Annotated in this window: 9 protein-coding genes; 7 read left to right on the top strand and 2 right to left on the bottom strand. The window is 69.9% G+C overall.

The window, feature by feature from the left end; translation table 11 throughout:
• The coding region (locus tag ACFQ3T_RS11125; protein WP_380723015.1) for a LacI family DNA-binding transcriptional regulator at nt 1-583 on the bottom strand (583 nt) is incomplete at its 3' end.
• A 226-nt stretch (nt 584-809) separates the two neighbouring features.
• On the opposite strand from ACFQ3T_RS11125, the gene ACFQ3T_RS11120 reads away from it, so the two are divergent.
• From ACFQ3T_RS11120 to ACFQ3T_RS11090, 7 genes are all read left to right on the top strand, one after another.
• Nucleotides 810-1862 (top strand): sugar ABC transporter substrate-binding protein, encoded by a 1053-nt coding sequence (locus ACFQ3T_RS11120; protein ID WP_380723013.1) that lies wholly within the window; start codon nt 810-812, stop codon nt 1860-1862.
• Nucleotides 1863-1864: 2 nt separating this feature from the next.
• Nucleotides 1865-2905, top strand: a complete 1041-nt coding sequence (locus ACFQ3T_RS11115; RefSeq protein WP_380723011.1) for an ABC transporter permease — start codon at nt 1865-1867, stop codon at nt 2903-2905.
• Entirely contained in the window at nt 2902-3675 is a 774-nt protein-coding gene (locus tag ACFQ3T_RS11110; RefSeq protein WP_380723009.1) for an ATP-binding cassette domain-containing protein, read from the top strand. Before ACFQ3T_RS11115 ends, ACFQ3T_RS11110 begins: the two co-directional genes overlap by 4 nt.
• Before the next feature lie 69 nt (nt 3676-3744).
• Complete coding sequence (locus ACFQ3T_RS11105; RefSeq protein ID WP_380723007.1) at nt 3745-6252, top strand: GH32 C-terminal domain-containing protein; 2508 nt, start codon at nt 3745-3747, stop codon at nt 6250-6252.
• A 69-nt stretch (nt 6253-6321) separates the two neighbouring features.
• Nucleotides 6322-7266 carry a carbohydrate kinase family protein gene (locus tag ACFQ3T_RS11100; protein ID WP_380723005.1) on the top strand — a complete coding sequence of 315 codons (945 nt, stop codon included), beginning with the start codon at nt 6322-6324 and terminating at the stop codon, nt 7264-7266.
• A gap of 197 nt (nt 7267-7463) precedes the next feature.
• The gene (locus tag ACFQ3T_RS11095; RefSeq protein WP_380723003.1) at nt 7464-9311 is read left to right on the top strand and encodes a GH32 C-terminal domain-containing protein; all 1848 of its coding nucleotides are present in this window, start codon (nt 7464-7466) and stop codon (nt 9309-9311) included.
• 121 nt (nt 9312-9432) lie between these two features.
• A complete protein-coding gene (locus ACFQ3T_RS11090; RefSeq protein ID WP_380723001.1) occupies nt 9433-11409 on the top strand; it encodes a glycoside hydrolase family 32 protein in 1977 nt (658 codons plus the stop codon).
• Between the two features lie 363 nt (nt 11410-11772).
• On the opposite strand, the gene ACFQ3T_RS11085 is transcribed toward ACFQ3T_RS11090, so the two are convergent.
• Nucleotides 11773-12783, bottom strand: coding sequence for a LacI family DNA-binding transcriptional regulator (locus ACFQ3T_RS11085; RefSeq protein WP_380722999.1), 1011 nt, complete (start codon nt 12781-12783; stop codon nt 11773-11775).
• Nucleotides 12784-12800: the final 17 nt, after the last annotated feature.

The following is a 12800-nucleotide window of genomic DNA, read 5'->3' as shown; positions in this document are numbered from 1 at the left end:
GGTCGCCGAGGAAGGCGATGCGCCGGTGGCCGAGGGCGGCGAGGTGGAGGACGGCGTCGCGGGAGCTGACGCGGTTGGTGGTGGTGACGCTGTCCGTGCCGTCGAATGTGGGTGGTCGGTCGACCAGCACCATGGGCGTCCCGCGCTCGCGTTCCTGCTGGAGGGCGTCCTGGTGGCCGCCGGCGGCCATGACGACGATTCCGTCGACGCGGCGGATGGCCAGGGAGGTGAGCAGTTCGCGCTGGAGCTCCGGGTCGTCCTCGCTGCTGCCCGCCAGGACCAGCACGTCGTTCTGTCTCGCCCGGTCCTCGACGGCACGCAGCAGTGCGGCGTCGAACGGGTTGGACAGGTCCTCCAGCAGCACGCCGATGGTGGCGCTGCGCTTGTCGGAGCGGCGCAGGCTGCTGGCGGTGAGGTTGGGCCGGTAGCCCAGGGTGCGGGCGGCGGCGCGAACGCGTTCGACGACCTCGGGTCCCGCGCCGGGCAGGTCGTTGATCACCCGCGACACCGTCTTCGTGCTGACCTTGGCGAGTGCGGCGACGTCCCGCATGGTCGGTTCCCGCCGGGCCCTCCGCACGTCCATGACCGCCTACCCTCTCCAGGTAACGCTTGCGTAACGACGACTTGTCGTGACCTGCACCACGAAGTTAGCGTCAACGATGACTTAACGAAAGACCCACTTCTTCGAGTGCCCTGGCGGGGGACCGGAAGTGTGGCGATCTTGACTGCGATTCGCGTGACAGGTGACCCGACCGGAGCATCATTGTGCCCAGCGGCCTGTTACGTCAACGTTGACGTTGGAGGAAGACATGACCGGACGGTCGCGAACGGGCGTCAGACTCACGGCGCTGGTGTCGGCGTCCTTGCTGGCGCTGGTCACCGGGTGCGGGGACGGTGGCGACGCGGCCGGTGGCGGCACGCTCGTCGGGTTGGTGACCAAGACGGACACGAACCCGTTCTTCGTGAAGATGAAGGAGGGCGCGCAGCAGGCCGCGGGCAGTACCGGCGCGACGGTGCAGTCGTTCGCGGGCAAGCAGGACGGTGACAACCAGTCGCAGGTGGACGCGATCGAGAACCTGATCGGCGCGGGCGCGAAGGGCATCCTGATCACGCCCAACGACTCCAAGGCGATCGTGCCCTCGGTGGACAAGGCGCGGCAGGCCGGGTTGCTGGTCATCGCGCTGGACACCCAGCTGGAGCCCGCCGACGCCGCCGACGCGACCTTCGCCACCGACAACTACCAGGCCGGTCGGCTGATCGGGCAGTGGGCGAAGGCGAAGTTCGAGGCCGAGGGCAAGCAGGCGAAGATCGCTCTGTTGGACCTCAACCCCAACCAGGTGTCCGTCGACGTGCAGCGCGACCAGGGCTTCCTGGAGGGCTTCGGCGTCGACGTGAAGGACAAGAACCGCATCGGCGACGAGAGCGACCCGCGGATCGTGGGCCACGACGTCACGGACGGCGCCCCGGAGGGCGGCCGGACGGCGATGGAGAACCTGCTGCAGAAGGACCCGGGCATCAACCTGGTCTACACGATCAACGAGCCGGCGGCGGCGGGTGCGTATGAGGCGTTGAAGGCGGCTGGCAAGGAGAAGGACGTCGTCATCGTCTCGGTCGACGGCGGCTGCCCCGGCGTCGAGAACGTCAAGTCCGGCATCATCGGCGCGACCGCGCAGCAGTACCCGTTGAAGATGGCGCAGATGGGTGTGGAGGCCATCGCGAAGTTCGCCAAGGACGGCACCAAGCCGCAGAACACCGCGGGCAAGGACTTCGTGGACACCGGCGTCACCCTGATCACCGACCAGCCCGCCGCCGGCGTCGACTCGAAGGACGCCGCCTGGGGCCTCGAGAACTGCTGGGGCTGAGCATGTCGACGACTCTGTCCAAGAGCCAGTCGCCGGGTGGGGGACCGCTCGGCGGGGACACCGCCAAGCGGTCGCCGCTGACCCGGCTCCAGCACCTGCTGCACGCCCAGGCCACCATCGGCCCCGCCGTGGTGCTGCTGGTGTCGGTGGTGGTGTTCGCCGTGCTGTCCGAGCGGTTCCTCACCCCGGGCAACATCTCGCTGATCCTGCAGCAGGTGGCGGTCGTGGGGACGCTCGCGGTCGGTCAGACGATCGTGATCCTGACCGCGGGTATCGACCTGTCGTGTGGCGCGATCATGGTGTTGACGTCGATCGTGATGGCGAAGGTCGCGGCCGACACCGGGTTGCCCGGCCTGCCCGCGCTGCTGCTGGGTTTCGTGGTCGGCACGTTGTGTGGCCTGCTCAACGGGTTGCTGGTGACGCGGTTGAAGTTGCCGCCGTTCATCGTCACCCTGGGCACGCTCAACGTGTTTTTCGCGCTGAACCTCTGGTACTCCGCCAGCGCCACCATCCGCGGCAGCGACATGCCGTCGCTGTTGCTGTGGACGGGTCAGACGATCAACGTCGGCGGTACCCGTGTCACCTACGGCTCGATCATGATGGTGGTGCTGGTCGCGGCGATGGCGTTCGCGTTGAAGAACACCGCGTGGGGCCGGCACGTCTACGCCACCGGTGACGACGCCGAAGCCTCCCGCCTGTCCGGCATCCGCACCGGCCGCGTGTTGTTGAGCGTGTACGCGACGGCGGGGGCGGTGTACGCGCTGGCGGCGTGGGTGCTGATCGGCCGGATCGCGTCGGCGAGCCCGCAGGCCGGGCAGATGGACAACCTGGACTCGATCACCGCGGTGGTGATCGGCGGCACGAGCCTGTTCGGCGGCCGGGGCGCGATCGTCGGCTCGTTGATCGGGGCGTTGATCGTGGGCGTGTTCCGCAACGGGTTGGCGTTGGCCGGGGTGGACGTGCTGTGGCAGACGATGGCCGTGGGCGTGCTGATCATCGTCGCGGTGTCGCTGGACCAGTGGATTCGGAAGGTGAAGCCATGACCACGCCGGTGCTGCAGGCCCGCGGCCTGGTCAAGCGCTACGGAAGGGTCACCGCGCTGGCGGGCGCCGACCTGGAGCTGCTGCCCGGCGAGATCCTGGCCGTCATCGGCGACAACGGCGCCGGGAAGTCCAGCCTGATCAAAGCCCTGTCCGGCGCGGTCGTGCCGGACGAGGGTGAGATCCTGGTGGACGGCCGCCCGGTGTCGTTCTCCACGCCGATCGACGCCCGCGACGCCGGCATCGAGACCGTGCACCAGTCGCTGGCGGTCTCGCCGTCGCTGGACATCGCCAGCAACCTGTTCCTCGGTCGGGAACGCCGCCGCAAGGGCGTGCTCGGCACGGTGTTGCGGATGCTGGACCGCAACGGCATGCGCGACGAGGCCCGCCGCCAGCTCGACGCCCTGGGCATCATGACCATCCAGAACCCCGGCCAGGCCGTGGAAACCCTGTCCGGCGGCCAACGCCAGGCCGTCGCCGTCGCCCGTGCCGCCGCGTTCGGCAGCCGCGTCGTCATCATGGACGAACCCACCGCGGCGCTGGGCGTGCGCGAGTCCCGCGCGGTGCTCGACCTCGTGCTCCAGGTCCGCGACCGCGGCCTGCCGGTGATCCTGATCAGCCACAACATGCCGCACGTCTTCGAGGTCGCCGACCGCATCCACATCCAACGCCTCGGCCGCCGCAAGGCCGTCGTCGACCCGAAGACCATCTCGATGTCCGACGCCGTCGCCATCATGACCGGCGCGATGGAACCGCCCGACCAGGCCACCTGACGCTGTTCGCCCGGCGCAACGCCCTCCCTCGGGCGTTGCGCGGGACGAGCACGCCTTCCTGGAGGTGCCATGAGACGCCGACGTCTCCTCAGCCTGGTGACCGCCGCCGCCCTGCTCGGGGCAGTGCCCACCGCGCAAGCCGACCCGTCGTTCACCGAGCCTTACCGACCGCAGTTCCACTACACACCTGCGACGAACTGGATGAACGACCCCAACGGGTTGGTCTACCACGAGGGCGAGTACCACCTCTTCTACCAGTACAACCCGGACGGCAACACCTGGGGCAACATGTCCTGGGGCCACGCCGTCAGCCCCGATCTCGTGCACTGGCGGGAACTCCCGCTCGCCCTCCCGCACGACGACACCGAGATGGTGTTCTCCGGCAGCGCCGTCGTCGACCACGCCAACACCACCGGCTTCGGCACGTCCGAAGACCCGGCGATGGTGGCGATCTACACGACGCACTCCAAGGCCGATGGCCGGCAGGCGCAGTCGCTGGCCTACAGCACGGACAACGGTCGCACCTGGACGAAGTACGCGGGCAACCCGGTGCTCGACATCGGCTCCCGCGAGTTCCGCGACCCCAAGGTCCAGTGGCAGGCGGGGCGCTGGCTGATGACGGTCGCGCTGTCCACCGAGCACAAGGTCCGCTTCTACTCCTCACCCGACCTCAAGACCTGGACGCACCTGAGCGACTTCGGCCCGCAAGGCGCGGTCGGCGGCGTCTGGGAGTGCCCCGACCTGTTCCCGCTCCAGGTCGACGGCGATCCCCGCAAGACCAAGTGGGTGCTCGTGGTCAGCATCAACCCGGGCGGCATCGCGGGCGGCTCGGCCGCGCAGTACTTCGTCGGGGCCTTCGACGGCACCCGCTTCACCGCCGACGACGACGGCAGTTACACCCCGCCCGCCGGCGTCGTCGTGGAAGACTTCGAGTCGACCTACGGCAGCTGGACCACCACGGGCACCGCCTTCGGCGCCGCGCCGGCAACAGGAGCACTGCCGGGACAGCTCCCCGTGAGCGGCTTCGAGGGAACCGGTCACGCCAACAGCTTCCACGGCGGCGACGCCTCCACCGGCACCCTCACCTCACCGCCGTTCACCGTGGACAAGCGGTACCTCAACTTCAAGATCGGCGGCGGCCGGCACCCGCACGACCCGGAGGCGTCGACCGACGACACGCCGCCGGCGGCACGCGAGGTCCTGGCCGACTTCGAAGGCGGCACCTACGGCACCTGGACCGCCACCGGCGAGGCGTTCGGCGCCGCGCCCGCGACCGGCACGTTGCCCGGCCAGATGCCGGTCTCCGGCTGGCAGGGCGGCGGTCTGGTCAACACCTTCCTGCGGGGCGACGCCACCACCGGCACGCTCACCTCACCCGAGTTCACCGTCTCCGCCCCCTACCTGAACTTCCTCGTCGGCGGCGGCAACCACCCGTCGGACTCCGAAGCGCCCACCGCCGTGCGCCTGGTCGTGGACGGCCAGGTCGTGCGCAGCGCGACCGGCAAGGACTCCGAGGCGCTGGACTGGGCCTCGTGGGACGTGCGCGACCTGGCCGGGCGGAAGGCCCGCTTGGAGGTCGTGGACGAGAACACCGGCGGCTGGGGACACGTCCTGGTCGACCACGTGGTGCTCGCCGACTCACCCGCCAAGCCGCGCTCCACCGAGACCTCGGTCAACCTCGTGATCGACGGGAAGGTCGTGCGGACGGCCACCGGAGCGGACAGCGAAACCCTCGACTGGACGTCCTTCGACCTGCGCGAGCACCTGGGCAAGCAGGCGCGGATCTCCATCGTGGACCGCAACACGGCGGGGTGGGGACACGTGCTGGCCGACCGGTTCACCCTCGCCGACGCAGCCGCCGAGTCCACCGTCGAACGGGCGGACTGGGTTGACCTCGGCAAGGACTACTACGCCCCCGTCTCGTGGGAGAACACCCCCGGTGGCAAGCGCTACGCGATCGGCTGGATGAACAACTGGCAGTACGCCGGCGCCACCCCGACCTCGCCGTGGCGCAGCGCGCAGAGCGTGGTGAGGCAGCTCGGGCTGCGCACCGTCGACGGCGAGATCCGGCTCGTCCAGGAGCCGGTGCGCGCCTTGGACCGCCTCCGCCAGGGGAAACCGGTCATCGTGCACGGCAGCACCGTGCAGGAAGGCTCGCGGTCGTTGGGCGAGCACGTGGAAGGCCAGGCCCTGGACATCGAGGCGACCTTCTCGCCGCGTGACGCCGAGCGGTTCGGCCTGAAGGTGCTCGGCGGACCTGGGCAGGAGACGGTGATCGGTTACGACGCCACCACCGGCGAGCTGTACGTGGACCGCACGAGGTCCGGGCGCGTCGACTTCAGTCCCGACTTCCCCGCCGTGCAGCGCGCGCCGCTGGCCGCGGTGGACGGGAAGGTGACGCTGCGGGTGCTGGTCGACCGCTCGTCGGTCGAGGTGTTCGGCGGCGCGGGCGAGACCGTGATCACCAGCCTCGTCTTCCCCGACCCGACCAGCGACGACGTGACGATCTTCGCCGAGGGCGGCGACGCCCGGGTCGACCGGCTCACCGCGTGGCACATGAGCACCTACCGACGTTGACCGCTCGTGGTGGTGGAGCCCACCTCCCGGCTCCACCACCACTTCCCCCGGACGACAAGGAATCCGCACATGATCATCGTTGGTGGCGAGGCCCTGGTGGACCTCGTGCCCGATCGCGCCGGCGGCTACCTCCCGATCCCGGGTGGCAGCCCGGCCAACACGGCCGTCGGCCTCGGCAGGCTCGGCACGCCGACCGCGCTGCTGGCGCGCCTGGCCGACGACCGCCTGGGAGCGCTGCTGCGCGCCCACCTCGAAACGTCCAACGTCGACCTGCGCTACGTCGCCGCGTCGACTGCCCCGACCACGCTCGCGGTGGTGGACGTCGACCAGCACGGCGTGGCGGACTACTCGTTCTACATCGACGGCTGCGCCGACGGCGGCTGGCAGGTGGCCGACCTGCCGACCGGCCTCCCGCCGGACGCGGCACTGCACGTGGGCGGCTCCTTCGCGCTCGCGGTCGAGCCGATGGCCGCGGCGTTCGAAACCCTGCTGTCGCGCGAGCACCCCCACCGCGTGATCACCTTCGACCCCAACATCCGACCCAACCTGATCGACGACGACACCTCCGCGCGGGCCCGGTTGCGGCGGTGGCTCGGCATGATCGACGTCGTCAAGCTCAGTGCCGACGACTTGCGGTGGATCGCCCCCGACCGTGCCCTCTCCGATGTCGTGGGCGAGTGGCACGAGCGAGGGGTCGTCCTCGTCGTCGTCACGCGCGGCGCTGAGGGCGTGTACGCCTCCGGGCCCACCGGACACATCGAGCTGCCGGGCCTGTCGGTCGACGTGGTCGACACGGTCGGCGCCGGGGACGCCTTCATGGCGGGCCTCCTGGCCGCCTTCGACCGCAACGACCTGCTCACCCGGACCAACCTGACCACCGTGACCCACACCGAGCTGACCGACACGGTCGCCTACGCCCAACGCGTCGCGGCCATCACCTGCACCCGCCCCGGCGCCGACTCACCGTGGTTCGACGAACTGCTCCCCGATGAAGTCCGCTGCGCCACCTCCTGAACTCGGACCGCGCTGCGAATCCGGTCCGCGGCGTCCGAACCGAAGGCACCCCTGAACAGTCGACCAGTGGTGCCTGTCTGCCCGGACGTGTTCATCAGCCCACCGAAGCCCGCTCCCTCTTCCCGCAGATGTGAAGTGAGGTCAGCATGCGCAGATTCACCTTCAAGCGATGGCCACGCCGTCGCACCACCACCGTGATGGCAGTGGCCTTCCTGGTCGCGATCACCACTGTCGTCGCGCCCTCGGCGCAGGCGGCGCCCTACCCGGAGTACCCCTACGACGCGACGGACTACAACGAGCCGTTCCGGGGCCAGTTCCACTTCAGCTCGCAGGGCGGCTGGATGAACGACGTGAACGCGCCGTTGTACTACAACGGCGTCTACCACTTGTTCTACCAGCACAATCCGCACGGCCTGCAGTGGGACACCATGCACTGGGGCCACGCGACCAGCCGGGACATGGTGCACTGGACGCAGCAGCCGATCGCCCTGGAGCCGGGTCTGCACAACGCCACGCTGTTCTCCGGTGGCGGGTGGGTGGACCACAACAACGTCACCGGCCTCAAGACCGGCACCGACGCGCCGATCCTGTTGTTCACCAACACCAACGGTGTCTCGATCGCCTACAGCACCGACGGCGCGCGGACGTTCCGCATGTACAACGGCGGCGCGAAGGTGATCTCCACGCCGTACGAGTCGCGTGATCCGAAGGTGTACTGGGACGCGGCCCGCAACCGGTGGGGCATGGTGTTCTGGGGCAACGAGGGCGGCAACGTCGCCAAGTTCTACAGCTCCACGAACCTGCTCAACTGGACCTATCGCGGCGAGTTCCGCGCCGACTGGCTGTTCGAGTGCCCCGACCTCTACCAGCTTCCGGTGGACGGCAACACGGGCAACCAGAAGTGGGTGCTGCAGGACGCCAGCGGCGAGTACGTCATCGGCACCTTGAACAGCGCCGGGGTGTTCGTGCCGGATGCGGGCTGGTCGCGGCCGCAGCGGATGGACGTGGGGCGCACCGATTTCGGCGGGACCGCCTACGCTGGCCTGACGTTCACCAACATGCCGACCAACCGGGTGGTCCAGATGTTCTGGCAGCCCGGCAACAAGGGCAGCACCTGGACCGGCAACGCCTCCTTCCCCGCCCAGCTCGGCCTGCGCACGTTCCCGGAGGGCATCCGGGTGACCCGCAACCCGATCGGCGAGATCTCCACGATCCGCCAACCCGCGCAGACCTGGAGCAACCTGACCATCTCCAACGACCTGGCGACGAACCCGTTCAACGGCATCTCCGCGGACACCTACGAGATCGAGGCGACCTACGACCTCGCGGGTGCCACGGCCACGGACTTCGGCTTCGAGCTGCACCGCCGCGCCGACGGCACCCGTGACGCGGCGATCGGTTACGACCGCGTCCGGCAGACGTTGGCCGACGCACCCATGCCGCCGGTCAACAACCGGGTGAAGCTGCGGGTGTTGGTCGACCGGGGGCAGTTGGAGACGTTCGGCAACGACGGCAAGGTCTCGGTCACCGACAACGTCAACTTCGACTCCTCCAGCGGCAGCCTGGGCATCCGGACCTACGCCAACAACGGCACGGTCCGCCTCGAATCCTTGACGTTCCGGCGGTTGAGCAAGGCCTGGACAGCCGCGCCCAGCGGACCGGACCAGGGCGTCGGCATGATCAAGTGGAACGGCGTGAACAAGTGCGTCGACCGTGACGCCGCCACCGCCGCGGTGAACATCTGGGACTGCTGGAACGGCGCCAACCAGCGGTGGACGTTCACCGCCGCCGGGAAGATCAGGATCGGCAACGAGTGCCTCGACCAGCCCGGCGAGACCATCGGCAACGGCGCGCAGCTCAAGACCCACGCCTGCTGGGGTGGGGACAACCAGCGCTGGATCCGCATCGGCGCCAACCAGTACCAGAACGCGTGGTCCAAGCGCTGCCTGGACCTCGCGGCCGGTGACGCCACCAACGGCCGCAGGTTGCAGGTCTGGGACTGCGTCGGCGGCCCGAACCAGACGTGGAGCATGCCGACCAACTGATCACAGCCACCCGACATCGCGCCCCGAGCCGTTGCCGGCGTCAGTGACGGAGGGTGGACGGCTCGATCGTCCACCCTCCGTCCGGCCATCTGTTGTGGACATTGAGGATTCTGGAGGTTCGATGAGCTCAACGACGAGCGGCCTTCGCTTACTGCGGACCGCGCTCGCCGCCCTCGTGCTGGCGACCGCAGCAGTCGGCGTCCCCGGTGCCGGCGGTGGTGCGCCCCAGGCGCAGGCCGCGGGCACGTACCGGGCGCAGTACCACTTCACGGTGCCCGACCGCTGGATGAACGACCCGCAGCGGCCGGTGTACATCAACGGCAAGCTCCACTACTACTACCTCTACAACGCCGACTACCCGAACGCGGTGGGCACGGCCTGGCGTCTGGCGACGAGCACCGACGGGGTGGCCTTCGCGGACCAGGGCATCGCGGCGCCCAAGAACACGAACGTCAACCGCGACCTGTGGTCGGGTTCGGTGGTCGTGGACACCGCGAACACGGCGGGTTTCGGCGCCGGCGCGGTGGTCCAGCTGGTCACGCAGCCGGACTTCCGCACCGGCGGCGGGGCGCAGGCGCAGTTCCTGTGGTACTCGATCGACGGCGGCCGGACGTTCCGGCCCCACGGCGACACACCGGTGATCCCCAACGGCGGCCGCCGCGACTTCCGCGATCCCAAGGTGGTCTGGGACTCCGCCCGAGGCCGGTGGGTCGCCGCGATCAGCGAAGGGGAGCGGATCGGGTTCTTCACCTCGCCGGACCTGAAGACCTGGACGTGGCGATCGCACTTCGTGACCAACCACGGCTTGCTCGAATGCCCGGACCTGTTCCCCATTCGCGCCGACGACGGCACGACGCACTGGGTGCTGGGTGTGAGCCCGGGCGGGACGCCGAGCACCTACGCCTACTGGACCGGGACCTTCAACGGGACCGCGTTCACCGCCGCCAAGACCACTCCGCAGTGGCTGGACCACGGCTTCGACTGGTACGCCGGGGTCACCTGGGAGGACCCGGCCGCGCCGATGGACCGGCGCTTCGGCATGGCGTGGATGAACAACTGGGCGTACCCGGACAACACACCGACACGGGCCGCGGACGGGTTCAACGGGACCGACTCGATCGTCCGCCAGATCACGCTCAAGCGCTACCCGGACGGCTACGCCCTGGTGTCGCAACCGACCCCGGCGCTGGCCTCCCACGCCACCTCGGTGCGCAACCTCGGCACGATCCAGGTCAACGGCGGCCCGGTCCCGCTGGCCTACAACGGGACGGCGTACCAGCTCGACACCGACATCAGCTGGACCCAGTTGGACAACGTCGGGGTGCAGCTGCGGGTGTCGGCCGACGGCACGCGGCACGCGGACGCCGGCATCTACCGCGACTTCAGCTACCTGAACCGGCGCCAGACCGGGAGCCCCGACACCACCGGGACACGGGGTGAGAGCCACGCGCCGTGGAACCCGGCGAAGAAGACCGCGCACCTGCGCATCCTCGTCGACCGCACCACCATCGAGGTGTTCGTGGACGACGGCCGGCACGTGCACTCCAGCCAGGTGTTCGCCGACCCGTCCGACACCGGCATCAGGCTCTACACCAGCGGGGGCAGCGCCACGTTCGCCAACACGAGGATCACCGAGTTCCGCGACCTGGCCCAGCGCCCGGCCCGCGTCCTCTCCGGCTTCGAGGGCACGTCCTACGACCCGGGCTGGAGCACCACCGGCCGCTTCGTCGGCACCGGCCCGACGTTCCAGAACCTGCCCGGCATGGTCGGCAGGGCCGTCCTGGACACCTTCGCCGGCGGCGGCGACTCGGCCACCGGCACGATCACCTCACCGACGTTCACCCTCGACCGCAACCACCTGCACCTCCTCATCGCCGGCGGGAACCACCCGGCCGGCTCACCCGGCCAAACCACGGTCAACCTGATCGTGAACGGCCAGGTGGTGCGGACGGCGACCGGGGACAACACGGGCGTGATGAAACCGGTCGACTGGAACGTCGGCAACCTCCAAGGGCAGAGCGCCCGAGTGCAGGTGATCGACCAGGCGACCGGCGCGTGGGGACACATCATGGTCGACCACCTGCTGCTGAGCGACTGAGCGAACCGATCGGGGGGCGGACTCGTCCACCCCCCGATCGAACCGCCGCAACGCGGACACCGGCGCCAGCCTGTCGAACACGCCCCACCGCAACGCTCCCGGCTGGCCTGGGACGTCGGTGGCGCCGCCACCGCCACAGGCGACGGAGCCCAGGTCCACCTGTCGTCCTGCGTCGGCGGCACGAACGAGCAGTGGCAACCCGCCGCCCAGGGGCAGCGGCACCTACCGCTTTGCCACCCGTCACACTCACCTGACCAGCCGCTGCCGTGCTCGCGCGACGCGATCGTGACGGCCTGCGCCGAGGTCACCCCGAACGACGACGGGTCATGCCCGAGGTGGTGTCGAACCGATTCGACTCGCGGGTTACCGGTGTCGGGCCCCGGTGCTCGACCGCAGGGAGATGACGGGTCGCAGGAGCGCGTGGCGGTGCGGCGCGTCGGGGTTCGCGATGCGTTCCACCAGCAGGTCCACGGCGAGTCGGGCCATCTCCTCCGCGGGCACGTCGGCGGCGGTCAGCGGAGGGTGGAAGGCTTCCGCCAGGCGGCTGGCGATGACGCCGGTGATGGAGAAGTCGCCGGGCACGTCGAGACCCGCTTGGCGCAGGGCCCGCTGTAGGCCGGGCAGCGCGGCCTCGTTGATGGTCACCGCCGCCGTCACGTCCGGCCACCGCCGGCGGATCTCCTGGAAGCAGGCCAGGCCGGCGGCCGGTTCGTCGGCGCAGCACACCGTGTGCGCCGTCAGCCCGCGCTGCTCGGCGGCGGCGAGGAAGCCCGTCGACGAGCGCAGTGCGGGCCCGTAACCCGCGGCGACGAGCTCGTCGGACCGGTTGATGAGCACGACGTCGCGGTGGCCGAGGTCGGCCAGGTGGTGGACGCAGCGGGTGATCAGCTCCGCGTAGTCGACGTCGACCCACGGCGCGGCGCCCGGGCGCTCGACGTGGCCGATGGTCACGAACGGCAGCGCTTCCTGTTCCAGGCGGGCCACGCGCGGGTCGTCGAGGAGGATCTCCATCAGGATCACGCCGTCGACCCGGCGGCCGGTGACGACGCGCTCGAAGGACCGGTCGTGGTCGCCGCCGCTGGGTGAGAGCAGCACGTCGAGGTCGTGGGTGGCCGCCGCCTCCACGACGCTGGCCACGAACCCCAGCTGCACGTCGGTCAACCGCCTGCTCGCGGGTGGTATCACCAGGCTCAACGTGCGGGTGCGCCCCTCGGCCAGCGCCCGCGCGCTGGCGTTGGGCCGGTAGCCCAGCTCGGCGATCACGTCGTTGATGCGCTGCGCGGTCGCGGTCGACACCGGCCGCTTCCCGCTGAGCGCGTACGACACCGTGCTGCGGGACACGCCGGCACGCTTGGCGATCTCACCGATGTTCATGCGCTCTCCGTCCAACC

Source organism: Saccharothrix hoggarensis (assembly GCF_042678885.1).
GTDB lineage: Bacteria > Actinomycetota > Actinomycetes > Mycobacteriales > Pseudonocardiaceae > Actinosynnema > Actinosynnema hoggarensis.
The sequence above is the reverse complement of the archived record's forward strand: the minus strand, read 5'-3'. Positions and strand labels throughout refer to the sequence as shown.

Coding starts and splice junctions, on each gene's coding strand:
- ACFQ3T_RS11120 (WP_380723013.1), top strand. CDS start 810: ATGACCGGACGGTCGCGAACGGGCGTCAGACTCACGGCGCTGGTGTCG.
- ACFQ3T_RS11115 (WP_380723011.1), top strand. CDS start 1,865: ATGTCGACGACTCTGTCCAAGAGCCAGTCGCCGGGTGGGGGACCGCTC.
- ACFQ3T_RS11110 (WP_380723009.1), top strand. CDS start 2,902: ATGACCACGCCGGTGCTGCAGGCCCGCGGCCTGGTCAAGCGCTACGGA.
- ACFQ3T_RS11105 (WP_380723007.1), top strand. CDS start 3,745: ATGAGACGCCGACGTCTCCTCAGCCTGGTGACCGCCGCCGCCCTGCTC.
- ACFQ3T_RS11100 (WP_380723005.1), top strand. CDS start 6,322: ATGATCATCGTTGGTGGCGAGGCCCTGGTGGACCTCGTGCCCGATCGC.
- ACFQ3T_RS11095 (WP_380723003.1), top strand. CDS start 7,464: ATGGCAGTGGCCTTCCTGGTCGCGATCACCACTGTCGTCGCGCCCTCG.
- ACFQ3T_RS11090 (WP_380723001.1), top strand. CDS start 9,433: ATGAGCTCAACGACGAGCGGCCTTCGCTTACTGCGGACCGCGCTCGCC.
- ACFQ3T_RS11085 (WP_380722999.1), bottom strand. CDS start 12,783: ATGAACATCGGTGAGATCGCCAAGCGTGCCGGCGTGTCCCGCAGCACG.